We start from the raw sequence: 24590 nt of genomic DNA on the forward strand, positions 1-24590 counted from the left end.
GGGGGACGCGGAAGGCTCCCGAGGTACGCGACAGCCCCGGAGGCGCACCGTGAGTCGACCCCGCATCGTGATCGTCGGCGCCGGTTTCGCCGGGTACCGGACCGCCCGCACCCTGTCCAGGCTCACCCGGCACCAGGCCGACATCACCCTGCTCAACCCGACCGACTACTTCCTGTACCTGCCCCTGCTGCCCCAGGTCGCCGCCGGAATCCTGGAACCACGCCGGGTCACCGTCTCCCTGTCGGGCACCCTGCCCCGGGTGCGGCTGGTGCTCGGTGAGGCCGACGGCATCGACCTGGACGGGCGGACCGTGCACTACACCGACCCCGAGGGCGAGACCGGCACCCTGCCCTACGACCGGCTGGTGATCTCTGTCGGCAGCGTCAACAAACTGCTGCCGATCCCCGGCGTGGCCGAGCACGCGCACGGCTTCCGCGGGCTGCCCGAGGCGCTGTACCTGCGGGACCACGTCACCCGGCAGATGGAGCTCGCCGCCGCGGCCGACGATCCCAAGAGCTGCTCCGCCCGCTGCACCTTCGTGGTGGTCGGCGCCGGGTACACCGGCACCGAGGTCGCCGCGCACGGGCAGATGTACACCGACGCCCAGGTCCGCAGGCAGCCGCTGCGCGAGGGCGTGCGGCCGCGCTGGATGCTCCTGGACGTCGCGCCGCGCGTCCTGCCCGAGATGGACGAACGGCTCTCCCGCACCGCCGACCGAGTGCTGCGCGAGCGAGGCGTCGACGTCCGGATGGGCACCTCCGTGAAGGAGGCCACCCACGACGGAGTCCTGCTGACGGACGGCGAGTTCGTCCGCACCCGCACGCTGGTGTGGTGCGTCGGCGTCCGGCCCGACCCGCTCGTCGAGAGCGTCGGCCAACCCCTGGAGCGGGGGCGGCTGATCGTCGACCCGTACCTCCAAGTGCCGGGCAGGTCCGAGGTGTTCGCGTGCGGGGACGCGGCCGCCGTGCCTGACCTGAACAAACCCGGTTCCTTCACGCCGATGACCGCCCAGCATGCCTGGCGGCACGGCCAGGTCGCGGCCCGCAACGTCGCCGCCTCGCTCGGTATCGGCGAGCGGCGCGCCTACCGGCACCGGGACCTGGGCTTCGTCGTCGACCTGGGCGGCGCGAAGGCCGCGGCGAACCCGCTGGGCGTGCCGCTGCCCGGTCCGCTGGCGGGGCCGGTCGCCCGCGGCTACCACCTCGCCGCGATGCCCGGCAACCGCGTCCGGGTGGCGGCCGACTGGCTGCTGGACGCCGTACTGCCGCGCCAGGCCGTCCAGTTGGGCCTCGTACGGTCCTGGTCGGTACCGCTGGACACGTCGTCGCCGGAACTGGCACGGGTGCCGGGGGGATCGGAACGGCGAGAGAAGGAGAAGGAGGGGGAGAGGGAGAGGGAGAGGGAGAGGGAGAGGGAGAGGGAGAGGGAGAGGGAGAAGGATAGGGAGAGGGAGAGCAGCGGGGTGGGCTCGGGGCCGGGGGCGGCCGTCGAGGCCGACGCGGCGGACACGACCGACGCGACGGATACGGCAGACGCCTCGACGCCGCCGGACGAGCCCGATGCGCCCGCCAAGAACCAGCCCGGCGCCGAGCCGGCCAAGAACCGGCCGGGCGGCGAGCCCGCGAAGAACCAGTCCGGCGGCGAGCCGGCTAAGAACCGGCCGGGCGGCGAGCCCGCGAAGAACCAGCCCGGCGCCGAGCCGGCCAAGAACCAGCCGGGCGGCGAGCCGGCCAAGAGCCAACCCGGCGGTGAACCCGCCAAGAACCAACCCGGCGCCGAGCCCTCCGAGCCGCCCGGCCCGGTCAAGCGCCCCGACACCCCCGCGGAAGGAGACTCATGAAGTCCGCCGAACTCGCCGACCTGGGCCAGCAGTTGCGCGTCGACAGCGTGCGCGCGGCCGATGCCGCGGGGTCGGGGCATCCGACGTCGTCGATGTCCGCCGCCGACCTGATGGCCGTACTCCTCGCCCACCACTTCCGCTACGACTTCGACCGTCCCGCCCACCCCGGCAACGACCGCTTCGTCCTCTCCAAGGGACACGCCTCTCCGCTGCTGTACGCCGCCTACAAGGCCGTCGGCGCCATCGACGACGAGGAGTTGCTCACCTTCCGGGAACTGGGCAGCCGGCTCGAAGGGCACCCCACGCCCCGGCGGCTGCCGTGGGTCGAGACCGCCACGGGGTCGCTCGGGCAGGGGCTGCCGGTCGGGGTCGGGATCGCGCTGGCCGGCAAGCGGCTGGAACGCACCGGGTACCGGGTGTGGGTACTGTGCGGCGACAGCGAGCTCGCCGAGGGCTCGGTGTGGGAGGCCGCCGAACACGCCGGCCACGAGCACCTCGACAACCTCACCGTGATCGTCGACGTCAACCGGCTCGGCCAGCGCGGCCCCACCCGGCACGGCCACGACCTGGACGCCTACGCCCGCCGCTTCCAGGCCTTCGACTGGCACACCGTCGAGGTGGACGGCCATGACGTGGACGCCGTCGACCGGGCGTACGGCGAGGCCCTGTCCACCACCGGACAGCCGACCGCGATCCTCGCCCGCACCCTCAAGGGCAAGGGCGTCGAGGCCGTCCAGGACCGCGAGGGACTGCACGGCAAGCCGCTGCCCGACGCCGACGAGGCGATCGCCGAGCTCGGCGGCCCCCGCGACCTGCGCATCGAGGTGCGCGAGCCGCCCGCCGCCCGCATGCTGCACGCCGTACGCGCCGGGCACCTCGACCTGCCCACCTGGGACCTGGGCGAGGAGATCGCCACCCGCGACGCCTACGGACACGCCCTCACCGCGCTCGGCACCGCGCGCGGCGACGTCGTCGCCCTCGACGGCGAGGTCGGCGACTCCACCCGCGCCGAGCTCTTCGCCAAGGAGCACCCGGACCGCTACTTCGAGTGCTACATCGCCGAGCAGCAGCTGGTCGCCGCCGCGGTGGGACTCGCCGCGCGCGGCTTCGTGCCGTACGCGGCCACCTTCGCCGCCTTCCTCACCCGGGCCCACGATTTCGTCCGCATGGCGTCGATCAGCGGCGCCGGCATCAATCTCGTCGGCTCGCACGCGGGCGTCGCCATCGGGCAGGACGGGCCCTCGCAGATGGGTCTGGAGGACCTGGCGATGATGCGGGCCGTGCACGGCTCGACCGTGCTGTACCCGTGCGACGCCCAGCAGACCGCGCAGCTCGTCGCGGCCATGGCCGGCCTGGACGGCATCCGCTATCTGCGCACCTCGCGCGGCAAGAGCCCGGTGATCTACGGCCCCGACGAGGAGTTCCCGGTCGGCGGCTGCAAGGTGCTGCGCTCCTCCGACCAGGACAGGCTGACCGTCGTCGCCGCCGGTGTCACCGTGCACGAGGCGCTGGCCGCCGCCGACGCCCTCGCGCGGGACGGCGTCCAGGTCCGGGTCGTCGACCTGTACTCCGTCAAGCCCGTCGACCGGCTCACCCTGCGCCGGGCCGCCGAGGAGACCGGCTGTCTGATGACCGTGGAGGACCACCACGAGGAGGGCGGCCTCGGCGACGCCGTCCTCGACGCGTTCCTCGACGGGCGGCCCGTACCGCGGCTGGTGCGCCTGGGCGTCCGGACGATGCCCGGTTCCGCGTCCCCCGAGGAGCAGCTGCACACCGCGGGCATCGACGCCGACGGCATCGCGGCGGCCGCGAAGCTGCTGGTGGAAGAGGCGATCGTGCGATGACGGACGACGTGCGGAAGGTGCGGGCCGGACGCCGCACGGTCGAGGTGCACCGGCCCGGCAAGGTGCTCTTCCCGGGGAGCGGGGAGACGAAGGAGTACACCAAGGGCGATCTCGTCGAGTACTACCGGGCCGTCGCCCCCTTCATGCTGCCGCACCTGCGCGGCCGCCCGCTGATGCTGGAACGGCATCCGGACGGGCTCGACGGCCCCCGGTTCATGCAGAAGAACACCCCGGAGAACTACCCGGACTGGATCACCCGCGTCGAGGTGGCCAAGGAGGGCGGCACCGTCTGCCACACCGTGTGCGACGACTCCGCCACCCTCGTGTACCTCGCAGACCAGGCCAGCCTCACCCTGCACCGCTGGCTGTCCCGGGTCGGACGGCTGGAGCGCCCCGACCGGATGGTCTTCGATCTCGACCCGTCCGGGGAGGGCGACGACTTCGCCCCGGTGCACGCGGCGGCCACGCTGCTGGCGGAACTGCTCGACGGGCTGAAACTGCCGTCGGTGCCGATGACGACCGGCTCCCGCGGGCTGCACGTGGTGGTGCCGGTCAACGGCCACGACGACTTCGACGAGGTGCGCGACTTCGCCAAGGACGTCGCCGACCTCCTCGTCGCCGGGCATCCCGACCGGTTCACCACCGCCGCCCGCAAGAAGGACCGCGGCGACCGCCTCTACCTCGACGTCCAGCGCAACGCCTACGCCCAGACCGCGGTCGTGCCCTACACCGTGCGGGCCAGGCCCGGCGCCCCCGTGGCCACCCCGCTGTCCTGGTCCCAGCTGGACGACCCCGGCCTCGACGCCCGCCGCTGGACCATCGCCGACGCCGTCGACCAGGCCCGCACCAACCCCTGGGCCGGTGTGCTGAGCAAGGGCCGCGCCCTCGGCCCGGCCCGGCGCAGGCTGAACGCGATGCGGGGCTGACGGCCGCCCGCCGGGCCTCGTCCCAGGTCCGCGCACCTCAAAGGTTTGGCCGGCGGACATGCGGCCACCCGGAGCAGGAGGTGGCCATGACGAACACAAAAAACACATCAGACACGCAGGATTCACAGAAAGCCCCCAAGCGGGCGGAAAGCGACACGGCGGAAGACCGGCCGAGCCCCATGCAGGTGCTGCGCCATGCACGCACCCAGCTCGCGGAGCTGACCGGCATGGCCGCCGAGACGGTGTCGTCCTTCGAGCAGACGGAGGACGGCTGGTCGCTGGAGGTCGAGGTCCTCGAACTCGCCCGCGTGCCCGACACGATGAGCCTGATGGCGAGCTACCAGGTCGACCTCGACCCCGAAGGCCAGCTCACGGGCTACCGGCGCGTCCGCCGCTACGAACGCGGACGTGCCGACGCACACAGGTCCGGCGGCCGGTAGGCCGCCGAACCGACGTCCCACCAGACACAGCAGCCAAGGCAGAGAAGGAGGCGCGGTCGGCATGACCGTTGTCCCGGCACAGCAGAGCGGTGGCGGAGGCGGCAGCAGTGGCCTCTACGACGTTCTGGAACTAGTCCTAGACAGGGGTCTCGTCATCGATGCGTTCGTGCGGGTCTCCCTGGTCGGTATCGAGATCCTCAAGATCGACGTCCGGGTCGTCGTGGCCAGCGTGGACACGTATCTGCGCTTCGCCGAGGCGTGCAACCGCCTCGACCTGGAAGCGGGACCCCGCAAGAGCCCCGGTGTCCCCGACCTCGTCGGCGAGATCACCGAGTCCGGCGCCCGCGGCAAGTCCAAGGGCGCGCTGTCCGGCGCCGCGGAGACCGTCTCCAACGCCTTCAAGCAGGCGCGTGAGGAGCGCGAGCCCGAACAGCAGCAGCGGCCGCGCGCCCGTAAGTCGACGGCCGCCCGCAGGAAGGAGGAGCAGGAGTGAGCACGTACGTGTACGGCATCATCGACGGCTCCCGTTCCTCGCTGCCCGAGGACATGGTCGGCGTCGGCGACCCGCAGCGGCCCGTGCGCATCCTCCAGGAGAGCGGTCTCGCGGCCGTCGTCAGTGACGCGCCCGAGGGGCTGCGGCCCAAGCGCAAGGACCTGCTCGCCCACCAGAACGTGCTCGCCGAGGCCGGCGCGGGCGGCTGTGTGCTGCCCATGCGGTTCGGCAGCGTGGCACCCGACGACGAGACCGTCACCGCGGTGCTCGCCGAACGCGCCGAGCACTACAGGGAACGTCTGCGGGCGCTGGACGGCAAGGTCGAGTACAACGTCAAGGCCACCCACGACGAGGAGGCCGTACTCCATCGCGTGATGGCCGAGAACCCCGAGCTGCGGTCCCTGACCGAGGCCAACCGGCGGGCGGGCGGCGGCAGTTACGAGGAGAAGCTGCGGCTCGGCGAGATGGTGGTCGCTGCCGTCAAGGCGCGCGAGGCCGAGGACGCCACCGAGGTGCGCCAGGGCCTGGAGTCCAGCGCCGCGGCGGTGAGCGCCGGGCCCGAGTCCACGGGCTGGATCGCCAACGTGTCGTTCCTGGTGGACCGCGACGGGGCCGAGACGTTCCTCGCGGCGGTGGAGCAGGTCCGCAAGAGCCATCCCCACCTCGAACTGCGGGTCAACGGCCCGCTGCCGCCGTACAGCTTCGTCGAGCCCGGCCCCGCGGAGCCCGCGGGCAGCACGGCCGGCGCCGAGAGCTCCGGGGAGTGAGGTGAGGACGTGGGACTGATCGGAGAGGTGCTGCTGCTGCCGTTCGCGCCCGTGCGCGGCAGCGCCTGGGTCATCAGACAGGTACTGAGCGAGGCGGAGCGCATCTACTACGACCCGGCCACGGTCCGGGCCGAACTCGCCCGACTGGAAGAGCGGTTGGAGGCGGGCGAGATCGACGAGGAGGAGTTCGACCGGCTCGAGGACGAGCTCCTCGACCGGCTGGAGACCGGCCCGCGCCCGAGCGCGGGAACCAACGACTGGACGAGCCGATGAACCGAGTGGGACTGGGCCTCGCGGTAGGGGCCGGATACGTCCTCGGGCGTACCAAGAAGCTGAAACTGGCCTTCGCCGTCGGCACCCTGGTCGCCGGCAAGCGGATGCAGCTGAGCCCGCGCGCGCTCGCCGACCTCGTCTCCGGACAGCTGCGGGACAACCCGCAGTTCAAGGAGATCGGCGACCAGCTCCGCGAGGACCTGCGCGGGGTCGGGAAGGCGGCCTCCGGCGCCATGGTCGAGCGGCAGATCGACGCCCTCGCCGACCGTCTGCACGGCCGCACCGCCCAGGTGCGCGACCAGATCGCGGGCGTGCTGCCGGACGCCGAGGACGACGAGGACGAGGGGTACGAGGAGAACGGCGACGAGCCCGAGGCCGAGCAGGATGAGCCCGAGCAGGATGAGCCCGAGCAGGAGGAGCCTGAGCGGGAGGAGCCCGAGCCGCCCCGGAAGAAGGCGGCGGCCAAGAAGGCACCCGCGAAGAAGACGGCCGCCAAGAAGGCTCCCGCCAAGAAGAGCGCGGCGAAGGCTCCCGCCAAGAAGGCCACGGCCGGGACCAAGAAGACCGCGGCCAAGAAGACGGCCGCGGCCCGCGGCACCGCCCGCGGCGCCCGCTCACGTGTCTCGAAGGGAGGCGGTGACCGATGACCGACACCGTCGGATCCGCGGCCTCCGCCGCGGGCGGCGCCGCGAAGGCGGGCCCGCTCGGCGGGGTCGCCCGCAGCGAGGCCGCCGACCGGCTCAAGGCCGAGGCGCAGGAATACCTCGCCGCCCAGGCCCAGCGCCTGCTGATCGGCGCGGGCCGCAAGCTGGGCGAGACCACCGTGAAACTGAACGACATCGCCGACGGCAAGAGCCCCGGCTTCACCAAGCTCGCCCTCGACGGTGGCCGCAAGCTCGCCGAGGGCAAGGGACCACTGCGCTCCGCCCTGGAGGTGGGCGCCTCCCGCGCCAAGGAGAACGTCATGGGCGCGCTGAAGAACCTGGGGGGCGGCAAGGGCAAGAGCAAGGGCGGGGCGGGCAAGAAGCCCACCGTGATCATGGAGTACGTCGATGTCGGCGTCCCCCTGCGCACGGCCTACGACCAGTGGACGCAGTTCCAGGACTTCAGCACCTTCGCCAAGGGCGTGAAGAGCGCGAACCGCGCCGACGACACGACCTCCGACTGGCAGCTGAAGGTCTTCTGGTCCAGCCGCAGCTGGAAGGCGCACACCACCGAGCAGGTCCCCGACGACCGCATCGCCTGGACGTCGGAGGGCGCCAAGGGCACCACGAAGGGCGTGGTCTCCTTCCACCGGCTCGCCGACAGCCTGACGCGGGTGCTGCTGGTGATCGAGTACTACCCGAAGGGCCTGTTCGAGAAGACCGGCAACATCTGGCGCGCCCAGGGCCGCCGGGCCCGTCTCGACCTCAAGAACTACGTCCGCTTCGTCACCCTCAAGGGAGAGGCCGAGGACGGCTGGCGCGGCGAGATCCGCGACGGCGAGGTCGTCCGCAGCCACGAGGACGCGGTGGCCGAGGAGGACGACGAGCGGGAGGACGAGGAGGCGTACGAGGGCGAGGAAGAGGAAGCTGAGGAGGAGGACGGTCCGTACGCCGAGGAGGAGGACGAGAGGGCGGAGTACGAGGACGAGGAGGAGCCCGAGGAGGACGAGGAGCCCGAGGGCGAGTACGAGGACGAGGACGAAGGGGCCGACGAGGAGGAGTACGAGTACGCCGAGGGCGGGAGCCGTCGATGACGACCCCCGGCCGGCTGCCCGAACCCTACGGCCGTGACGGCAGCGCGAACCTCGCCGACATCCTGGAGAGGGTGCTCGACAAAGGCATCGTCATCGCCGGCGACATTCGCATCAACCTGCTCGACATCGAACTCCTCACCATCAAGCTGCGGCTCATCGTCGCGTCCGTCGACAAGGCGAAGGAGATGGGCATCGACTGGTGGGAGGACGACCCCGCGTTGTCCTCCGGCGCCCGTCGCAAGGAACTGGCCCGGGAGAACGCCGAGTTGCGCGAGCGGATCGCGCAACTCGACCCCGGGCGGGGCCAGGAGAAGGAGGCCTGATGACCGGGCTGCGCTATGTGTACGCCGTCTGCCGCCCCTTCGGCACGCCGTTGCAGGCCGAGTTGACCGGCGTGGCCGGTGATCCGCCCAGACTGCTCACCCACCACGGCCTCGTCGCCGTCGTCAGCCATGTGCCGGAGCGGGACTTCGCGGAGGAGCCGCTCCGGTCCCGTCTGGAGGACCTGGACTGGCTGACTGCCACGGCCCGTGCCCACCAGGGCGTGATCGACGCCCTCACCGTCGTCACCACCCCGCTGCCGCTGCGGCTCGCCACCGTCTTCCGCGACGACAGCGGCGTCCGCACGATGCTCCAGGCCAGGGAGGCCGACTTCCGGCGCACCCTCGACCGGCTCGAAGGGCGGGTGGAGTGGGGGGTGAAGCTCTACGCCGACCAGCCGCCCGCGGACACCGGCGCACCGGCCGACAAGCCCGCGACGGGCCGGGACTATCTGCGGCAGCGGCGGTCCAGCGTGCGCGCCCACGAGGATCTGTGGCAGCGGGCCGAGGAATTCGCGAACCGGCTGCACGAAACACTTTCCGCCGTCGCCGAGGATTCGCGACTGCATCCGCCGCAGAACGCCACGCTCTCCGGTGTGGCGGGCCGCAACGTGCTGAATGCGGCCTATCTGGTGCCGCGGTCGCGGTCCGAGGAATTCGTGGAACTCGTCGACCGGACGAAGGACGAGACAACCGATTTCCGAGTGGAACTCACCGGCCCGTGGGCCGCCTATTCCTTCGCGGGGGAGAAACCTTGACCGTCGTCGAACGCCGAGAGATCGCCCTGGTGGACCTGCTCGACCGGCTGCTGGCCGGCGGGGTCGTCATCACGGGCGACATCACCCTGCGCATCGCGGACGTCGACCTCGTCCGCATCGACCTCAACGCCCTGATCAGCTCCGTGAACGAGAACGTGCCCTCACCCTGGGGAGAGTCGACGTGACCCGTGCCCGCAACCGGCTCGACCTCGAACCGGACACCGTCGAACGCGACCTGGTCAAACTCGTCCTGACGGTCGTCGAGTTGCTGCGCCAGCTCATGGAACGCCAGGCGCTGCGCCGCTTCGACGACGGGGGACTGACCGAGGAGCAGGAGGAGCGCATCGGGCTCACCCTGATGCTGCTCGACGAGCGCATGACCGAACTGCGCGAGCGGTACGGACTGCGGCCCGAGGACCTCAACCTGGACCTCGGGCCGCTGGGACCGTTGCTGCCCCGGGACTAATTCACCACCTGTACCAGCGGCCCCGGCCTCCGGCTGCGGTTGTGCCCCGCATCAGGAATCCCAGCAGCCAGAGAACCAGTACCGCGAGCGCAATCCACCAGAGAATCTTCACCGCGAATCCGGCACCGAAGAGAATCAATGCCAGAAGCAGCACCAGAAGGATGGCAACCATAATGTGAACCTCCTGAATTCCGGGTTTCCCGGAAACGGAGATTCAGGCGTCCTTTCGGCACAGAATTTCTCCGTGCAGCACACTGAACCACGCGTCCTCCTGCTTGCCCCACTCCCGCCAGGCGTCCGAGATCGCCGCCAGTTGCGCGGCCGTGGCGTGCCCGCCCGCGGTGGCCCGCTCCGCGTACGCCGACGCCACCGTGCGGTCGGCCCACAGGCCGCTCCACCACGCCCGCTCCTCGGCGGTCGCGAAGGTCCAGGTGCCGGAGGTCGCGGTGATGTCGGTCAGCCCCGCCCGCAGCGCCCATGACTTCAGCCGCCGCCCGGCGTCCGGCTCGCCCCCGTTGGCGCGGGCCACCCGCTGGTACAGGTCCTGCCAGTCGTCCATCCCCGGGGACGCCGGGTACCAGGTCATGGCCGCGTAGTCGGAGTCGCGGACCGCGATGAAGCCGCCCGGCTTGGTGACCCGCTTCATCTCGCGCAGCGCCTGTACGGGGTCGCCGACGTGTTGCAGCACCTGGTGGGCGTGGACCACGCAGAACGTGTCGTCCGGCCAGTCCAGGGCGTGCACGTCGGCGACCGCGAAGTCCACGTTGGTCAGGCCGCGTTCGGCCGCCGTGGCACGGGCCTGGTCCAGGATGCCGGAGGCGTGGTCGGCGCCGGTGACATGGCCGTCGGGGACCAGCTCCGCCAGGTCGGCGGTGATGGTGCCCGGACCGCAGCCGATGTCCAGGATCTTCATGTGGGGCTTCAGCGAACCGAGCAGGTACGCCGCGGAGTTGGCGGCGGTGCGCCAGGTGTGCGAGCGCAGCACCGACTCGTGGTGTCCGTGCGTGTAGACGGCGGTCTCCTGCGGTTTCGACATGGCTGAACTCCCCTGTTCGACACGGTGCCGGTACCGGGTGATCGGTACGTCTTCACCGTACGCGCGCATGTCGAATGATGAGACCCACGTTTTACTATGTGGACTGACGGATGATCAGGAGCCGGACAGAGGGCGATACACCGTTAGTGCCTCGGGGAGCTTCTCCAGCGTCACCTCGCCCGCCACTTCGGTGACTTCGCCGTCGTAGGCGAGGAGCGTGCCCGGTGTCACGCCCGCCAGGCGCAGTCGGCTCACCTGGACGGCCGCGTGGACGGGGGAGCGGGTCAGCGGGCCGGCGAGGGCCGCGGCGAGCAGCCGGGTCGCGGGACGCCGGCCGCCGTGCACGACCCGTACGTCCAGCTGTCCGTCCGCGAGGTCGAGGCGGCGGCCCGGGGCCAGGCCCACCCGGTGGTAGGTGCCGTTGCCGACGAACAGCAGCCACAGCGGGCGGGTGCGGCCGCGGAACTCGGCCTCCAGCGGATGCCGGTCGGTGCGCAGCACGCGCAGGGCGGCGAGCACCCCGGCCGGCCAGCCGCCGATCCGGTGCGACCAGCGGTCCCGCACCCGCACCAGCTCCGGATACACACCCAGACTGCACGTGTTGAGGAAGATGCCGCGCGTCCCGGCACAGCGGAAGCGGCCCACGTCCACGCGTACCGCCTCGCCGCGCTGGACGGCCCGGCTCAGATCGTTGACGCCTTCCACGCCCAAGTCGTAGGCGAAGTGGTTGAGCGTGCCGCCGGGCAGCACCGCGAGCGGCAGACCGTGGCGGAGGGCGACCTCGGCGGCCCTGTTCACCGTGCCGTCGCCGCCGCACACGCCGAGCACCCGCGCGTGCGCCGCCGCCTTCTCCAACTCCGCGAGCATGTCAGCGGGTTGGCATTCGACCAGCTCGGCCCGCGGCAGCGCGGCCTGGAGCGCCCGCACCCGCTCGGAGGTGCCCGCGGCGCTGTTCGCCACCACGACCAGCCCCTCGCCCTCGGGCAGCGCCGGCACCTCCGCGCGCGGCCGGGGCGGCGTACCGATCTGTGCGCGGGTCGGCACCAGACCCCGTACGGCGAACGCGGCGCCCGCACCCAGCAGGGCGCCCGCCAGCACATCGCTCGGGAAGTGCACGCCGGTGTAGACGCGGGACAGCGCCACCGACCAGGCGACCGGGCCCACCGCCGCGCCCCAGGACGGTGACTCCAACGCGACGCCCGTCGCGAACGCGGCAGCTGACGCGGAGTGCCCGGACGGGAACGACGTGGTGATCGGCTGCCGCTTCAGCTGCCGCACCAGCGGCACCGGGTCCAGGACCGGCCGGGGGCGGCGTACGGACCGCTTGCCGAGGGTGTTGATCGTCAGCGAGGCCAGGCCCAGCGAGGCCAGGCCGCGCGCGGCGGCCCGGCGGGCGCGCGGGGTGCGGCTCGCCGCCATCACGGCGCCGGCCGCGAACCACAGCACACCGTGGTTCGCGCTCCGGCTCAGCCGCGGCAGGACGGGTTCGGCGAGCGGCCAGTTCCGCTCGGCGGCGAACTCGAAGAGCCGGCAGTCGAGGGCCAGCAGCGCGTCGCGCACGGCGTGCCGGCCGGGCTTCGGGGCGGTGAGGTCCACGTCAGGGGTCATGCGCTGCCGGGTACCCTGAAGTGGCCGTTTCTTGTCCCGGGGCGGTCACGACAACGGAGGCTCACCGCATGCGACTGCTCCTCGTCCGGCACGGCCAGACCCCGTCCAACGTCGACTTCCTCCTCGACACCGCGATCCCCGGCGCGGCCCTGACCCCGCTCGGCGAGCAGCAGGCGGCGGCGCTGCCCGAGGCCCTCGCCGACGAGGACATCGAGGCGCTCTACGCCTCCACCCTGGTGCGCACCCAGCTCACCGCCGCCCCGCTGGCCGCCGCCCGCGGCCTCGACGTCCTCGTCCGCGACGGCATCCGGGAGATCTCCGCCGGGGACCTGGAGATGCTGGACGGCTGGTCCGAGGCGGGCCGGACGTACATGGAGACCGTCTTCGCCTGGTCGGCCGGGGACACCGCGCGCCGCATGCCCGGCGGCGAGAACGGCGTGGAGGCCCTCGCCCGCTACGACTCCGTGATCGCCGAGGCCGCCGGCAGCGGCGCCGGGACCGTCGCCCTGGTCAGCCACGGCGCGGCGATCCGGATGTGGGTCGCGGCTCGCGCCGACAACGTGGACGTCGACTTCGCCGCCGCCCGCCCCCTGGACAACACCGGCGTGGTGGTCCTGGAGGGCTCGCCCGCCGACGGCTGGAAGGCCCTGACCTGGGCGGGCGCCGTCGTGGCGAGCACCGGCCCCGCGACCGAGGCCGGGCCCGCGGGCAGGCCTCTCGACGAGGTCGAATAACGGCTCCCGAGGCGGGGCAACGGTCTTCGACGCCGTCGATAACGGTTTGCCCGGCGTGCGCCCCGCCCCGCACAATGCGGCCTCATGGGACATCTGGAAGCCGCGCACCTCGAGTACTACCTCCCTGACGGGAGGGCGTTGCTCGGCGACGTGTCCTTCCGGGTGGGCGAAGGGGCCGCCGTGGCCCTCGTCGGGCCCAACGGTGCCGGCAAGACCACCCTGCTGCGCCTGATCTCCGGCGAGCTGAAGCCGCACGGCGGCACCGTCACCGTCAGCGGCGGCCTCGGTGTGATGCGCCAGTTCGTGGGCTCCGTACGCGACGAGACGTCCGTGCGCGACCTGCTCGTGTCCGTCGCGTCGCCGCGCATCCGGGAGGCCGCGCAGGCCGTCGACCGGGCCGAGCACCTGATCATGACCGTCGACGACGAGGCCGCCCAGCTGAAGTACGCGCAGGCCCTCGCCGACTGGGCGGAGGTGCGCGGGTACGAGGCGGAGACGCTGTGGGACATGTGCACCATGGCCGCGCTCGGGGTGCCGTACGAGAAGGCGCAGTTCCGCGAGGTGCGCACGCTCTCCGGCGGTGAGCAGAAACGGCTCGTGCTGGAGGCGCTCTTCCGCGGCACCGACCAGGTGCTCCTGCTCGACGAGCCGGACAACTACCTCGACGTGCCCGGCAAGCGCTGGCTGGAGGAGCGGCTGAAGGAGACCCGCAAGACGGTCCTCTTCGTCTCCCACGACCGCGAACTCCTCGCCCGCGCCGCCGAGAAGATCGTCTCCGTGGAGCCCTCGCCCGCGGGCGCCGACGCCTGGGTGCACGGCGGCGGGTTCGCCACCTACCACGAGGCACGGCAGGAACGCTTCGCCCGCTTCGAGGAGTTGCGCCGCCGCTGGGACGAGAAGCACGCCCAGCTGAAGAAGCTGGTGCTGAATCTCCGTCAGGCGGCCTCCATCAGCCATGAGCTGGCCTCCCGCTACCAGGCCGCCCAGACCCGGCTGCGCAAGTTCGAGGAGGCGGGCCCGCCGCCGGAGCCGCCGCGCGAGCAGGACATCAAGATGCGGATCAAGGGCGGCCGTACCGGCGTACGGGCCGTCACCTGCGCGGGACTCGAGCTCACCGGCCTGATGAAGCCCTTCGACCTGGAGGTCTTCTACGGCGAGCGGGTCGCCGTCCTCGGCTCCAACGGCTCCGGCAAGTCGCACTTCCTGCGGCTGCTGGCCGGGGAGGAGGTCGCGCACACCGGGCAGTGGAAGCTGGGCGCGCGGGTCGTGCCCGGGCACTTCGCCCAGACGCACGCGCACCCCGAGCTCCTGGGCCGGGGGCTGCTCGACATCCTGTGGACCGAGCACTCCCAGGACCGGGGCGCGGCGATGTCCCGGCTGCGCCGCTACGAGCTGACGAACCAGGCCGAGCAGAGCTTCGACCGCCTCTCCGGCGGCCAGCAGGCCCGCTTCCAGATCCTCCTGCTGGAGCTCCAGGGCGTTACCGCGCTGCTGCTGGACGAGCCCACGGACAACCTGGACCTGGAGTCCGCCGAGGCCCTCCAGGAGGGCCTGGAGGCCTTCGACGGCACCGTCCTCGCGGTGACCCACGACCGCTGGTTCGCCCGCTCCTTCGACCGCTACCTGGTCTTCGGCAGCGACGGCCGCGTCCGCGAGACACCGGAGCCGGTGTGGGACGAGCGGCGGGTGGAGCGGGTGCGCTAGCCCGGCGCGGCGGTCACTTCCAGCGCAGCAGCGCGCCCATGCCGCCCGGGAGCACCTCGTCGCCCGGCTCGGTGAGCGCGAGCGCCGTGGCGTCCGTCGTGACCGCCGCCCGCATCAGGGCGTCGTCCGCGCGGGCCGCCCACGAGTTCTGCTCGCCGAGGATCTTCAGTTCGGTCCGGCGGGTGGCCAGCTGGTCGGGGTCCTCGCCGATCCACACGTCCCGGTGCAGGTCGGGTCCGCCCGGGCGGACCAGGAGCTCCGCGATCCGGTGCTCACGGGCCGCCTCCACCAGCTCGGGAAGGCTCTCGACGGCACCGGCGCGGCCCGCCTCGTCCGGGGTGCGGGCCCCGAGGAAGCGCTCCAGCTCCGCCTCGGCACGCCGGCGTACATGATCGGCGCGGACCTCCTCGACGTCGTCGTCCAGGAGCCGGCTGCCGGTGCCGTGCTCGGTCTCCGCCACGAGGTCCTTGATCCGCTGCGGCAGCCGCTCGTGCACCTCACGGCGCTCGCGCAGATCCCCGACGAGAACCAGCAGGTCGGCGCCGGTCTCCTCCTGGCAGACGGTGAGCGCGTCGGCGATCTCCGCCGCGTTGTGCTCCCAGGTGTTCTCCACCTTCAGCTGGAAGTGCCGCTCGGACCAGTCCACCGTGCTCGTGCGGTGCACCGGCCACTGCCGGCCCGCCACCGCCCCGGCCGGCCGCCGCTCCACCGCGCTGCGCAGCTCGAAGTCGGCGCCCCTGCGGTTGACGTAGGCGACGACGCACACCGGGTTCTCCCCGGCCAGCTCCAGCAGCGGTGCCGTACGGGGCAGCGGCGCCCAGTGGGCGGTGCTGTCGCCCGGTGGTTCCTGGGCCAGCACGGGATCGAGGACCACCTCGCCCGCCCGGGCGAAGAGGGCCCTGCCGTACCGGTCGGGGGAGTGGCGCAGATCCTCGATCGCGCTCTCCACGGCCCGGCAGGTGGCGTCGTCCGCGCCCTGCCCGGCCAGCTCGCGGGCCATCGCGGCGGCCGTCAGGTGCAGCGCGTGCGCGGTGTCTTCCGCGTGCCGGGACGTGTCGACGTATACGGAGGCCCAGGGGCCCGGATGTTCGTAGAGTGGGTGCAGATAGGCGAGATCCATGGTTCTCTCCCGGATTCCGCTCGGAGGCAGTGCTCAGTAGTGCTCACCGGGCGGGTACCCGAACCCCATGAACGAACACGAAGAGTGGGACACCGCCATGACCGGAGTCGACCCCAGCCGCCTGGACGATCAGCAGCTCATGAAAGAGCTGGAGAACATCCACCGCACGCGCCACGACACCCTGCTCTACGGGTCGAGCGACGCGCTGCGCGCCCACAACGGCCGGATGGCCGAGCTGGAGGGCGAGTACCTGCGGCGCAACCCGCAGCGCCCGGTCGCCGCGGGCCGCACGCGGGCGGGGGCCCGGGAGCGGGGCCGCGGGGCCGCGGAGACGCCCCGCGTCTGACCCGGTCGACCCGTCCCGGCCGCCGCCATGGGCCCGCCTCAGCAGCGGGCCGGTGGCCGGTCCCAGTGGCGGTGGGCGGCGACGGCCGTGACGAAGGCCCGCAGGAACTCCTCGCTCGCCGGGCCGGGAGAGGTGTCCGTGACCACGCCCTGGTCGGCGACCACCTGATGGAACTCCGCGGACAGCCGCACCCCCTCCGGCTCCAGCGCCGTCACCACCCCGACCCCCGAGCCGAGCGCGCCGACCGGCTTGCCGTGCCGGTAGGCGTCCCGCACGAAGCGCATCGCGTCCTGGTCGGAGACGGTCGGCGGGGTGCCCACCGGACCGCCGGGCAGCAGGACGGCGTCGTAGAGCACGGAGGCCACGGTCGGCAGCGCGCGGTCGACCTTGTACGGTTCGCCGTCGGCGCCCGTGACGGTGCCGTCCCGCGGAGCCAGCGCCTCGACGATGGCGCCCTCGGCGGTCAGCGCCTCCTTCACCGACGTCACCTGCTCGCCGTCCACGCCGTCGGCCACCAGCACCGCGATCTGCCGGGTGCGGATCGAGCCGTCGCCGCGCAGTGAGTCCAGACTCAGCGCGGGGGAGAGCACCTTGTTCGGGGCCGCCTCGGCGGGGGCCGGTTCCGGCACCCCGACGCCTTCGGCCACCGCGGCCGCCAACTCGCCGTTCACGTGGGCCAGTTGCTCGACGGTACGGGCTCGTACGCTCATCGCGTCGACCTTGCCGAGCTCGAACCGGAAGGCGTCCACGATGTGCTGCCGCTCCCAGGGCGCCATGCTGTGCCAGAACAGGGCGGGCTGGCTGTAGTGGTCCTGGAAACTCGGGCTGCGACGGCGGATCTTGGCGCCGTCGACGCGCTCCGCGTAGTGCGTGTAGGCGTGGCCGTCGACGCCCGCGTGCGCCGGGCAGCCGCCGCCGAGGGAGTTCGGGAAGTAGTTCGTGCCGCTGTGAATCTTGCTCTGGCCGTACCCGTCACGCTGGTTCGTCCGCACCGGTGCCACCGGCCGGTTCACCGGCAGCTGCGCGAAGTTGGGGCCGCCCAGCCGGATCAACTGCGTGTCCAGATAGGAGAAGTTGCGGGCCTGGAGCAGCGGGTCGTTGGTGAAGTCGATGCCGGGGACCACGTTGGCCGTGTGGAAGGCCACCTGCTCGGTCTCGGCGAAGAAATTCTCCGGGTTGCGGTCCAGCACCATCCGGCCGATCGGCCGGACCGGCACCTGCTCCTCCGGGATGAGCTTCGTGGCGTCCAGCAGATCGAAGTCGAAGGCGAACTCGTCCTCCTCCGGCACGAGTTGGACGCCCAGCTCCCACTCCGGGTACTCGCCCGCCTCGATCGCGTCCCACAGGTCACCCCGGTTGAAGTCGGGATTGCGGCCCTGGCACTCCTGCGCCTCGTCCCACACCAGCGAGTGCGCGCCCAGCTTCGGCTTCCAGTGGAACTTCACGAACGTGCCGCGCCCCTCGGCGTTCACGAACCGGAAGGTGTGCACGCCGAAGCCCTGCATCATGCGGTAGCTGCGCGGGATCGCCCGGTCCGACATCAGCCACATGATCGCGTGCAGCGTCTCCGGCTGGAGCGACACGAAGTCCCACAGGGTGTCGTGGGCCGAGGCACCGGTCGGGATGTCGTTGTGCGGCTCCGGCTTCACCGCGTGCACGAAGTCCGGGAACTTGATGCCGTCCTGGATGAAGAAGACCGGGAAGTTGTTGCCGACCAGGTCGTAATTGCCCTCGGACGTATAGAACTTGGTGGCGAAGCCGCGCACGTCCCGCACGGTGTCCGCGGAGCCCTTCGGGCCCTGCACGGTCGAGAACCGCACGAAGACCGGCGTCCGTACGGCCGGGTCCTGGAGGAAGGCCGCGCGGGTGAACTCCGCGCAGGACTCGTACGGTTCGAAGTACCCGTAGGCGCCCGCGCCCCGCGCGTGCACCACCCGCTCCGGGATGCGCTCGTGGTCGAAGCGGGTGAGCTTCTCCCGGAAGTGGAAGTCCTCCATCAGGGTCGGGCCGCGCTCCCCGGCGGCGAGCGAGTCGTCGGTGTGGTCGACCTCCACGCCCTGGTCGGTGGTGAGCGGGCCGGCCGTGGGGTCGTCCGCACGGAATCCGTCGCGCTGCTGCTGCTTGCGGTCCGTCATCAGGCGGCCTCCCTCGTGAAGACCTCAAGGAACGTCTCGCAGAACGCCTTCAGGTCGTCCGGCTTACGGCTGGTGACCAGCTTGTTCGGGCCGTGGTCGCAGACCTTGACCTGCTCGTCGACCCAACTGCCGCCCGCGTTGCGGATGTCGGTCCGCAGACTCGGCCAGGAGGTCAGCACCCGGCCCCGGACCACGTCCGCCTCGACCAGCGTCCACGGGGCGTGGCAGATCGCCGCGACGGGCCGGCCCTGGTCGAAGAAGTCCCGTACGAAACCGACCGCCTTCTCGTCGGTCCGCAGGAAGTCCGGGTTGGCGACCCCGCCGGGCAGCACCAGTCCGTCGAAGGAGTCGGCGGACGTCTCGCCCACGACCTCCTGCACGGGGAAGGTGTCCGCCTTGTCGAGGTGCTCGAACGCCTGGATCTTCCCGGACTTGGTCGACACCAGCACGGGTTCGTGCCCCGCGTCCACGGCGGCCTTCCACGGGTCGGTGAGCTCGATCTGCTCGACGCCTTCGGGTGCGGTCAGGAATGCGATGCGCATGATGTCTCAACGTCCTTTCGTGGCACCCCGTCTCAGCGGTGCCTCAACGTTCCTTCGTGGCACGCCAGTGAGCCTCGTCGCTCGTCGCGCGCTTCTTGCTCCGCTTCGCCGCGCGTCGGCAGCGCGGCAGTTCCTCTCCGTACGGCAGCAGCACACAGGCGCCGATCGCGGCCGTGATGCCCGCGATGTAGCCGCGGGACAGCTGCGGGCGGCGCGGCACCAGCCGCCAGGCGTCCGGATCGCCCCGGCCGCCGCGCAGCAGGGACCGCACCTGGTCGGCGTGCAGACACATCAGGGAGGCCAGCGCACCGAACGGCAGCGACTCCAGGAAACTGTGGATGTGCTGCTCGACCGGCCTGACCTCGCGCTCGCTGCGCACGGCGGTCCGTACGTCCCACAGCGCGGTGGCCTCGTGCACCGCGGCGCCGCCCAACTGCACGGCCAGCAGCGCCGGGTTGACCTCGTAACGCAGGGTGGCCGCGATCGGGATGCCGACCTCCGCCATCATCAGCGAGTGGATCAGCGACTCCTTGGTGCCCGCGGTGTCCTCGATGCGGGTCCGCCGGTGCATGACCCAGTCGGCGAGACCGGGCACGAACCAGCCGGGCAGCAGCCCGTAGAGCAGATACCTGGTGGTGACCTCGCGAACGTCCACGGCGCTGCCGTAGGCACTGATCCGTGCGGCCTGGTCGCGGCTCACAGTCCACCCCGACCAGGTGCCTCGGGCCAGGGGCCGGGCGGGCTGTCGCCGTAGCCCTCGGGCTCGCCATGGGTGCCCGGCCTGCTGTCCGGGTCGGCTCGGCTGATGTCGGCCAGTACCGAGGCCGGGTCCTCCGCCTCGGCCAGGTCGCCCAGGCTCACCATGCCGACCGGCAGCCCGTCCTCGACGACCGGCAGCCGGCGTACGGCATGCGCCCGCATCAGCGCCGACGCGGCCGTCACCGGGTCCTGCGGGGCGACCAGCACCGGCTCGGCGCTGCACACCGAGCGGACGCTCGTCGTCAGCGGATCGGCGCCCTCGGCGACCGCCCGCACCGTGATGTCACGGTCGGTGAGCATCCCGACGACCTCCTGGCCGTCGGCCACCAGGACATCGCCGATGTCCTGCGCACGCATCAGTTGCGCCGCCTCGACGAGCGAGGCGTCGGGGCGGACCGCGACCACCCCCGGTGTCATGACGTCCCTCACGAATTCAGCCATCACTGGGGACCTTCCTCCGTTTCCGGCCCACGGGGCCACCGTGGCCGTAGCCGACCCGACGCCGCCCGCAGTACCCCTGGGCCGGGGGCCTATGCGCGTTCCGCTGCCGGGGTTCGCGGTGCGGTCCGTCGGCCGGGCCGTGACGCGCGCCGATCGGCTGGGGCTCACGGCGTCCTGCGCCTACCCGGGGCTCACGAGCGCGTCGCAGGGCGCGCTCTGCTCGCTGCAGGCCCTTGTGGGCGCCTCTCGGCCGGAGCTCGCGGCGCTCGCTGGCGTCCGGTCGGGATCCGAGCGTTGTCCGGTGCGGGCTTGCGGCGCTTTGTGGTCTCGCCCGGTCGCCCTGGGCGCGCTGGCCGATGCGGGTTCGCGGCGTCCGTGGGCCTGCCTGGGCGTGCTGGCCGGTGTCCGGGGCCCCGCCCAGGAGGCCCTGAGCGCCGCCGGCGAGGGCAGCCGGTGTCCTGCGTCGTCCGGCCCCTCGGCGCCGCACCCCGCATCGGTCTCGCCGCGTCCTACGCCTGTTCCCGTACCAGTGCCTCGGCCAGTTCCTGGACGGTGCCGTAGCGCTGGCCTGACGGCAATTGCTCCACGGCCTCGACCAGGGTGTCCGGGGCGTAGGCGCGGCGCAGGGTGCCGGCCAGGTGGCGTGGGGGTGCCGGGAAGGCGCTGCGGGTCAGGTGGCGGGCCAGTTCCTGGCGGACCGTGCCCAGGGAGGCGCCGTCAGGTGCCACCGGGCCGCCGGCGAGCTGGGGATCGTCGTCGGCGGTCGGCTCGGGGTCGTGCCATTCCTCGGTACGGGTGGGGTGCCCGGATCGGAGCAGCCCCTGGAGCTCGTGTTTCATCTCGTCGTCGCGGTGGCGGCTCAACCGGTCGCTGCCTCGCTGCATGACTCTCCCTCCAGATCCTCGGGGGTGGCCACCGCGTACCCGAGGACGCGTCCCCGACACGGGGGTTTGCGTTCCGGTTCAGGGGAGACCCGGCGGAACGCCCCCCACGCGATCCCGGGGAGGGAACCGCCATGGCGATGCTCGCTGTGCTGATCCCGCTCCTCATGCTCGGCGTGGTGCTGGCACTGGGCCGCTACGAGGAGCTGCTGCTGCCCGAGAAGCGGGACGAGGTGACGGAGCTGGTACCGCTCACCAAGCCACGGGAGAGTTGAACTCCGCGCGGTTCACCTCGGTCCAGGGGACTGACACGGTCAAGGTGGGCGTGTAGATTGCGGGCGTCAAGAATCTGCGCACCATTGGTGGTTCGACCGTCCGAGTCTCCAGGGGGAGCCCATGCAACGGCGGCGCACACTCGGACTTCTCACCGCGGCGATGGTCGTCGGCGCCGCCGGCTGCGGTTCCTCCGACTCCGGCAGCGACGTGGCCTCCCCCGCCGGCGGGGGCAGGACCACGCAGGTGACGGTCGGCATCATCCCCATCATCGACGTGGCGCCCTTGTATCTCGGGCAGAAGAAGGGCTTCTTCGCCGACCGCGGCATCGAGCTGAAGACGGTGACCGCGCAGGGCGGCGCCGCGATCATCCCCGGCGTGGTCAGCGGGCAGTTCCAGTTCGGGTTCAGCAACACCACGTCGCTGATGATCGCCCAGACGAAGGGCGTCCCGGTCAAGTCCGTGGTCAACGGGGCCGCGTCCAACGGCAAGGTGGGCGCCGACGTCACCGGCGTCCTCGTGAAGAAGGACAGCTCCATCAAGTCGGCGAAGGACCTGGCGGGACACACGGTCGCCGTCAACACCCTTCAGAACATCGGGAGTACGACGGTCAGGGAGTCCGTGCGCAAGGCGGGCGGCGACCCCGACAAGGTGAAGTTCGTCGAGATCCCCTTCGACCAGATGCCTGCCGCCCTCGACGGCGGACGCGTCGACGCCGCCTGGATGGGCGACCCGGCGAAGTCCATCGCCGAGCAGCAGGGCGCCCGTATCGTGGCGTCCCCGTTCGCCGAGACCGACCCGAAGCTGACCGTGGCGACGTACTTCACCTCGACGCAGATCACCCAGCGCAACCCCGAGTTGGTGAAGAAGTTCACCGAGGCGATGACCGAGTCGCTGAAGTACGCCTCCCAACACCCCGACGAGGCACGGCAGATCCTCACCACCTACACCAAGATCGACGCCGGCCTGCTGGACACGCTCACCCTGCCCGCCTGGCCCGCCGAGGTCGACACGGCCTCCCTGGAGAAGCTGGCCTCCCTCGGCGAACAGGACGGCCTCTTCGGCGACAAGAAGCCGGACATCCAGGCGCTGTTCTCGTAAGTGGCGCCGCCTACTTCTTGTCCCGGCCCGGCAGGAACTCCTGTACCTTCGCCTTGAAACCCTGCTTGATCATCGACCCGCGGTCCGCGTCGCCCTTGAGGATCGACTCGGCCGTCGCCTCCATCTGCTCCCAGGTCGCGTGCGGCGGGATCGGCGGCACGGCCGGGTCGGTGAGGAACTCGATCACCGCGGGCCCGTCCGCCTCGAGACCCGCACGCCAGCCCGCCTCGACGTCCTCGGGCTTCTCCACCCGGATGCCGGTCAGCCCGAGCGAGCGGGCGAACGCGGCGTACTGCACGTCCGGGATCTCCTGCGAGGGCAGGAAGGACGGGGCGCCCTCCATGGCCCGCATCTCCCACGTCACCTGGTTGAGGTCGTGGTTGTTGAACACCCCGACCACCAGCCGCGGGTCCTCCCACAGGTCCTTGTACTTCGCCGCCGTGATCAGCTCCGCGAGACCGTTCATCTGCATCGCCCCGTCCCCGACCAGCGCGATCGCCGGCCGGTCCGGATGCGCGAACTTCGCACCGATGGCGTACGGCACCCCGCAGCCCATCGTCGCGAGCGTCCCGGACAGCGAGGAACGCATGCCGGGCCGCATCGTCAGATGGCGGGCGTACCAGTTGGCCGCCGAACCCGAGTCCGACGACACGATCGCGTTGGCCGGCAGCAGCGGGTCCAGGGCGGCGGCCACGTACTCCGGGTTGATCGGGTCGGCCGACAGCTCCGCCCGCCGCCCCATCACCTCACGCCAGCGCCGGACGTTGTCGCACACCGTGTCGTACCACTGACGCCCGCGCTCCTCGCCGTTCAGCATCGGGAGCAGCCGCTCCAGCGTCGCCTTCGCGTCGCCGACGAGATTCACCTCGTACGGATAACGCATCCCGACCATGTGCGGATCGATGTCGATCTGCACCCCGCGCGCCTTGCCGAACTCCGGCATGAACTGCGTGTAGGGGAAGGACGATCCGATGGTCAGCAGGGTGTCGCAGTCCCGCATCAGCTCGTACGACGGACGCGTGCCGAGCAAGCCGATCGAGCCGGTGACGTACGGGAGTTCGTCGCTCAGCACGTCCTTGCCGAGGAGCGCCTTGGCGACGCCCGCGCCGAGCAGCTCGGCTATCCGCTCCACCTCCTCGCGCGCCCCCGCCGCGCCCTGACCGACCAGAATCGCCACCTTGTCACCGGAGTTGAGGATCTCGGCGGCCCGGTTCAGGGACTCCTCGGACGGCACCGCCGTCCACGAACTGCGGTCCAGACTGGAGGGCACCATCTTGAACTCGTGGGTGGGCGGCGAGTAGTCGAGCTCCTGCACGTCGCCCGGGATGATGATCGCCGTCGGCGAGCGGCGGGCGTACGCGGTGCGCAGCGCCCGGTCCAGCACGTTCGGCAGCTGCTCGGGGACCGTCACCGTCTCCACGAAGTCCGAGGCGACGTCCTTGAACAGCGTGTGCAGGTCGACCTCCTGCTGGTACGAGCCGCCCATCGCGGTGCGGTGCGTCTGGCCGACGATCGCCAGCACCGGCACATGGTCCAGCTTCGCGTCGTACAGGCCGTTGAGGAGATGGATCGCGCCGGGGCCCGACGTCGCCGCGCACACTCCGACGCGGCCGCTGAACTTGGCGTAACCGACCGCCTGGAACGCCGACATCTCCTCGTGCCGCGACTGCACGAACCGCGGCTTGTTCTCGGCCCGGCCCCACGCGGCGAGCAGCCCGTTGATGCCGTCGCCGGGATAGCCGAACACATGGTCCACACCCCATTCACGCAGCCGCTCGAGGATGTGGTCGGAGACCTTGGTGCTCATGGAGGAACCTCCCGGACGTCGGAAATGCACAGGCAGCGCCTTCCGAGTCACCCCACGGGCCCCGGGAAAACCTGCGCCCGGGTTTGCGGGCGGGGGCCGGGGGCAGGCGCACTGTCAGTGCTTCGGACAGGAGGCACGTCTGTGGGAGCGGCCCGCTCGCCGCCACGGCTGTGCCTGTCCGGGCCGGCCTCCCACGGTGACCGTGCAACCCAGCGCACCACCAAGGGAGTTGCGACGC

General features: G+C 71.7%; 28 protein-coding genes. 18 read left to right on the top strand and 10 right to left on the bottom strand.

Going from position 1 to position 24590, the window contains the following annotated elements:
- The first annotated feature begins 49 nt into the window (after positions 1–49).
- The 13 genes from IQ210_RS35415 to IQ210_RS35475 all read left to right on the top strand — a co-directional run bounded on the left by IQ210_RS35415 (position 50) and on the right by IQ210_RS35475 (position 9865).
- Entirely contained in the window at positions 50–1840 is a 1791-nt protein-coding gene (locus IQ210_RS35415) for an NAD(P)/FAD-dependent oxidoreductase (RefSeq protein WP_194083291.1), read from the top strand.
- Complete coding sequence (locus tag IQ210_RS35420; RefSeq protein WP_194083292.1) at positions 1837–3684, top strand: transketolase; 1848 nt, start codon at positions 1837–1839, stop codon at positions 3682–3684. The genes IQ210_RS35415 and IQ210_RS35420 overlap by 4 nt, the downstream gene beginning before the upstream one ends.
- Positions 3681–4610 (top strand): non-homologous end-joining DNA ligase, encoded by a 930-nt coding sequence (gene ligD, locus IQ210_RS35425; protein ID WP_194083293.1) that lies wholly within the window; start codon positions 3681–3683, stop codon positions 4608–4610. The genes IQ210_RS35420 and ligD overlap by 4 nt, the downstream gene beginning before the upstream one ends.
- 86 nt (positions 4611–4696) lie before the next feature.
- Complete coding sequence (locus tag IQ210_RS35430; RefSeq protein ID WP_194083294.1) at positions 4697–5050, top strand: gas vesicle protein GvpO; 354 nt, start codon at positions 4697–4699, stop codon at positions 5048–5050.
- A gap of 61 nt (positions 5051–5111) precedes the next feature.
- Complete coding sequence (locus IQ210_RS35435) at positions 5112–5543, top strand: gas vesicle structural protein GvpA (RefSeq protein ID WP_194083295.1); 432 nt, start codon at positions 5112–5114, stop codon at positions 5541–5543.
- Positions 5540–6310, top strand: coding sequence for a GvpL/GvpF family gas vesicle protein (locus IQ210_RS35440; protein WP_194083296.1), 771 nt, complete (start codon positions 5540–5542; stop codon positions 6308–6310). The genes IQ210_RS35435 and IQ210_RS35440 overlap by 4 nt, the downstream gene beginning before the upstream one ends.
- 9 nt (positions 6311–6319) lie before the next feature.
- Entirely contained in the window at positions 6320–6583 is a 264-nt protein-coding gene (locus IQ210_RS35445) for a gas vesicle protein GvpG (RefSeq protein ID WP_194083297.1), read from the top strand.
- Positions 6580–7230: a DNA primase gene (locus IQ210_RS35450; RefSeq protein ID WP_194083298.1), complete on the top strand. Its 651-nt coding sequence runs from the start codon at positions 6580–6582 to the stop codon at positions 7228–7230. Before IQ210_RS35445 ends, IQ210_RS35450 begins: the two co-directional genes overlap by 4 nt.
- Complete coding sequence (locus IQ210_RS35455) at positions 7227–8321, top strand: SRPBCC family protein (protein ID WP_194083299.1); 1095 nt, start codon at positions 7227–7229, stop codon at positions 8319–8321. The genes IQ210_RS35450 and IQ210_RS35455 overlap by 4 nt, the downstream gene beginning before the upstream one ends.
- Complete coding sequence (locus tag IQ210_RS35460; protein WP_194083300.1) at positions 8318–8644, top strand: gas vesicle protein; 327 nt, start codon at positions 8318–8320, stop codon at positions 8642–8644. Before IQ210_RS35455 ends, IQ210_RS35460 begins: the two co-directional genes overlap by 4 nt.
- Positions 8644–9399, top strand: coding sequence for a GvpL/GvpF family gas vesicle protein (locus tag IQ210_RS35465; RefSeq protein ID WP_194083301.1), 756 nt, complete (start codon positions 8644–8646; stop codon positions 9397–9399). Before IQ210_RS35460 ends, IQ210_RS35465 begins: the two co-directional genes overlap by 1 nt.
- Positions 9396–9584 carry a gas vesicle protein gene (locus IQ210_RS35470; protein WP_194083303.1) on the top strand — a complete coding sequence of 63 codons (189 nt, stop codon included), beginning with the start codon at positions 9396–9398 and terminating at the stop codon, positions 9582–9584. Before IQ210_RS35465 ends, IQ210_RS35470 begins: the two co-directional genes overlap by 4 nt.
- The gene (locus tag IQ210_RS35475; RefSeq protein WP_059195289.1) at positions 9581–9865 is read left to right on the top strand and encodes a gas vesicle protein K; all 285 of its coding nucleotides are present in this window, start codon (positions 9581–9583) and stop codon (positions 9863–9865) included. The genes IQ210_RS35470 and IQ210_RS35475 overlap by 4 nt, the downstream gene beginning before the upstream one ends.
- 1 nt (position 9866) lies before the next feature.
- On the opposite strand, the gene IQ210_RS35480 is transcribed toward IQ210_RS35475, so the two are convergent.
- From IQ210_RS35480 to IQ210_RS35490, 3 genes are all read right to left on the bottom strand, one after another.
- A complete protein-coding gene (locus IQ210_RS35480; protein ID WP_059195288.1) occupies positions 9867–10037 on the bottom strand; it encodes a hypothetical protein in 171 nt (56 codons plus the stop codon).
- Positions 10038–10079: 42 nt separating this feature from the next.
- The gene (locus tag IQ210_RS35485; RefSeq protein ID WP_194083305.1) at positions 10080–10901 is read right to left on the bottom strand and encodes a class I SAM-dependent methyltransferase; all 822 of its coding nucleotides are present in this window, start codon (positions 10899–10901) and stop codon (positions 10080–10082) included.
- Between the two features lie 114 nt (positions 10902–11015).
- Positions 11016–12509, bottom strand: coding sequence for a bifunctional phosphatase PAP2/diacylglycerol kinase family protein (locus tag IQ210_RS35490; protein ID WP_194083307.1), 1494 nt, complete (start codon positions 12507–12509; stop codon positions 11016–11018).
- 68 nt (positions 12510–12577) lie between these two features.
- Here IQ210_RS35490 and IQ210_RS35495 point away from each other — a divergent pair, with 68 nt between their 5' ends.
- Positions 12578–13243 (top strand): histidine phosphatase family protein, encoded by a 666-nt coding sequence (locus tag IQ210_RS35495; RefSeq protein WP_194083309.1) that lies wholly within the window; start codon positions 12578–12580, stop codon positions 13241–13243.
- An 84-nt stretch (positions 13244–13327) separates the two neighbouring features.
- Positions 13328–14947, top strand: a complete 1620-nt coding sequence (locus tag IQ210_RS35500) for an ABC-F family ATP-binding cassette domain-containing protein (protein ID WP_194083311.1) — start codon at positions 13328–13330, stop codon at positions 14945–14947.
- Positions 14948–14960: 13 nt separating this feature from the next.
- Here IQ210_RS35500 and IQ210_RS35505 read toward each other — a convergent pair whose 3' ends face one another.
- On the bottom strand, positions 14961–16067 hold the full coding sequence (locus IQ210_RS35505) for a baeRF2 domain-containing protein (RefSeq protein WP_194083312.1): 1107 nt from the start codon (positions 16065–16067) through the stop codon (positions 14961–14963).
- Between the two features lie 67 nt (positions 16068–16134).
- Between IQ210_RS35505 and IQ210_RS35510 the strand changes: the two genes are divergently transcribed.
- On the top strand, positions 16135–16413 hold the full coding sequence (locus IQ210_RS35510; RefSeq protein ID WP_194083314.1) for a DUF6158 family protein: 279 nt from the start codon (positions 16135–16137) through the stop codon (positions 16411–16413).
- A gap of 38 nt (positions 16414–16451) precedes the next feature.
- Here IQ210_RS35510 and IQ210_RS35515 read toward each other — a convergent pair whose 3' ends face one another.
- From IQ210_RS35515 to IQ210_RS35535, 5 genes are all read right to left on the bottom strand, one after another.
- Positions 16452–18548 (bottom strand): catalase, encoded by a 2097-nt coding sequence (locus IQ210_RS35515; protein WP_194083316.1) that lies wholly within the window; start codon positions 18546–18548, stop codon positions 16452–16454.
- Entirely contained in the window at positions 18548–19090 is a 543-nt protein-coding gene (locus IQ210_RS35520; RefSeq protein WP_194083317.1) for a type 1 glutamine amidotransferase domain-containing protein, read from the bottom strand. Before IQ210_RS35520 ends, IQ210_RS35515 begins: the two co-directional genes overlap by 1 nt.
- Positions 19091–19133: 43 nt before the next feature.
- Complete coding sequence (locus tag IQ210_RS35525; protein WP_194083318.1) at positions 19134–19790, bottom strand: diguanylate cyclase; 657 nt, start codon at positions 19788–19790, stop codon at positions 19134–19136.
- Positions 19787–20290, bottom strand: coding sequence for a CBS domain-containing protein (locus IQ210_RS35530; protein ID WP_194083320.1), 504 nt, complete (start codon positions 20288–20290; stop codon positions 19787–19789). The genes IQ210_RS35525 and IQ210_RS35530 overlap by 4 nt, the downstream gene beginning before the upstream one ends.
- Positions 20291–20799: 509 nt before the next feature.
- Positions 20800–21174 carry a DUF2795 domain-containing protein gene (locus IQ210_RS35535; protein ID WP_194083321.1) on the bottom strand — a complete coding sequence of 125 codons (375 nt, stop codon included), beginning with the start codon at positions 21172–21174 and terminating at the stop codon, positions 20800–20802.
- 131 nt (positions 21175–21305) lie between these two features.
- Between IQ210_RS35535 and IQ210_RS35540 the strand changes: the two genes are divergently transcribed.
- Both IQ210_RS35540 and IQ210_RS35545 read left to right on the top strand, forming a co-directional pair.
- Entirely contained in the window at positions 21306–21446 is a 141-nt protein-coding gene (locus IQ210_RS35540; RefSeq protein ID WP_194083322.1) for a hypothetical protein, read from the top strand.
- 121 nt (positions 21447–21567) lie between these two features.
- Positions 21568–22545 (top strand): ABC transporter substrate-binding protein, encoded by a 978-nt coding sequence (locus IQ210_RS35545; protein ID WP_194083324.1) that lies wholly within the window; start codon positions 21568–21570, stop codon positions 22543–22545.
- Between the two features lie 10 nt (positions 22546–22555).
- On the opposite strand, the gene IQ210_RS35550 is transcribed toward IQ210_RS35545, so the two are convergent.
- Positions 22556–24352 (bottom strand): thiamine pyrophosphate-requiring protein, encoded by a 1797-nt coding sequence (locus tag IQ210_RS35550; RefSeq protein WP_194083326.1) that lies wholly within the window; start codon positions 24350–24352, stop codon positions 22556–22558.
- Between the last annotated feature and the right edge of the window lie 238 nt (positions 24353–24590).

This window comes from Streptomyces justiciae, assembly GCF_015163075.1.
GTDB lineage: Bacteria > Actinomycetota > Actinomycetes > Streptomycetales > Streptomycetaceae > Streptomyces > Streptomyces justiciae.

Excerpts from the sequence above, each read along its gene's own strand:
- IQ210_RS35420 (WP_194083292.1), top strand. The coding sequence starts at position 1,837 with ATGAAGTCCGCCGAACTCGCCGACCTGGGCCAGCAGTTGCGCGTCGAC.
- ligD (WP_194083293.1), top strand. The coding sequence starts at position 3,681 with ATGACGGACGACGTGCGGAAGGTGCGGGCCGGACGCCGCACGGTCGAG.
- IQ210_RS35430 (WP_194083294.1), top strand. The coding sequence starts at position 4,697 with ATGACGAACACAAAAAACACATCAGACACGCAGGATTCACAGAAAGCC.
- IQ210_RS35435 (WP_194083295.1), top strand. The coding sequence starts at position 5,112 with ATGACCGTTGTCCCGGCACAGCAGAGCGGTGGCGGAGGCGGCAGCAGT.
- IQ210_RS35450 (WP_194083298.1), top strand. The coding sequence starts at position 6,580 with ATGAACCGAGTGGGACTGGGCCTCGCGGTAGGGGCCGGATACGTCCTC.
- IQ210_RS35455 (WP_194083299.1), top strand. The coding sequence starts at position 7,227 with ATGACCGACACCGTCGGATCCGCGGCCTCCGCCGCGGGCGGCGCCGCG.
- IQ210_RS35460 (WP_194083300.1), top strand. The coding sequence starts at position 8,318 with ATGACGACCCCCGGCCGGCTGCCCGAACCCTACGGCCGTGACGGCAGC.
- IQ210_RS35465 (WP_194083301.1), top strand. The coding sequence starts at position 8,644 with ATGACCGGGCTGCGCTATGTGTACGCCGTCTGCCGCCCCTTCGGCACG.
- IQ210_RS35480 (WP_059195288.1), bottom strand. The coding sequence starts at position 10,037 with ATGGTTGCCATCCTTCTGGTGCTGCTTCTGGCATTGATTCTCTTCGGT.
- IQ210_RS35485 (WP_194083305.1), bottom strand. The coding sequence starts at position 10,901 with ATGTCGAAACCGCAGGAGACCGCCGTCTACACGCACGGACACCACGAG.
- IQ210_RS35490 (WP_194083307.1), bottom strand. The coding sequence starts at position 12,509 with ATGACCCCTGACGTGGACCTCACCGCCCCGAAGCCCGGCCGGCACGCC.
- IQ210_RS35495 (WP_194083309.1), top strand. The coding sequence starts at position 12,578 with ATGCGACTGCTCCTCGTCCGGCACGGCCAGACCCCGTCCAACGTCGAC.
- IQ210_RS35500 (WP_194083311.1), top strand. The coding sequence starts at position 13,328 with ATGGGACATCTGGAAGCCGCGCACCTCGAGTACTACCTCCCTGACGGG.
- IQ210_RS35505 (WP_194083312.1), bottom strand. The coding sequence starts at position 16,067 with ATGGATCTCGCCTATCTGCACCCACTCTACGAACATCCGGGCCCCTGG.
- IQ210_RS35510 (WP_194083314.1), top strand. The coding sequence starts at position 16,135 with ATGAACGAACACGAAGAGTGGGACACCGCCATGACCGGAGTCGACCCC.
- IQ210_RS35515 (WP_194083316.1), bottom strand. The coding sequence starts at position 18,548 with ATGACGGACCGCAAGCAGCAGCAGCGCGACGGATTCCGTGCGGACGAC.
- IQ210_RS35520 (WP_194083317.1), bottom strand. The coding sequence starts at position 19,090 with ATGCGCATCGCATTCCTGACCGCACCCGAAGGCGTCGAGCAGATCGAG.
- IQ210_RS35530 (WP_194083320.1), bottom strand. The coding sequence starts at position 20,290 with ATGGCTGAATTCGTGAGGGACGTCATGACACCGGGGGTGGTCGCGGTC.
- IQ210_RS35535 (WP_194083321.1), bottom strand. The coding sequence starts at position 21,174 with ATGCAGCGAGGCAGCGACCGGTTGAGCCGCCACCGCGACGACGAGATG.
- IQ210_RS35540 (WP_194083322.1), top strand. The coding sequence starts at position 21,306 with ATGGCGATGCTCGCTGTGCTGATCCCGCTCCTCATGCTCGGCGTGGTG.
- IQ210_RS35545 (WP_194083324.1), top strand. The coding sequence starts at position 21,568 with ATGCAACGGCGGCGCACACTCGGACTTCTCACCGCGGCGATGGTCGTC.
- IQ210_RS35550 (WP_194083326.1), bottom strand. The coding sequence starts at position 24,352 with ATGAGCACCAAGGTCTCCGACCACATCCTCGAGCGGCTGCGTGAATGG.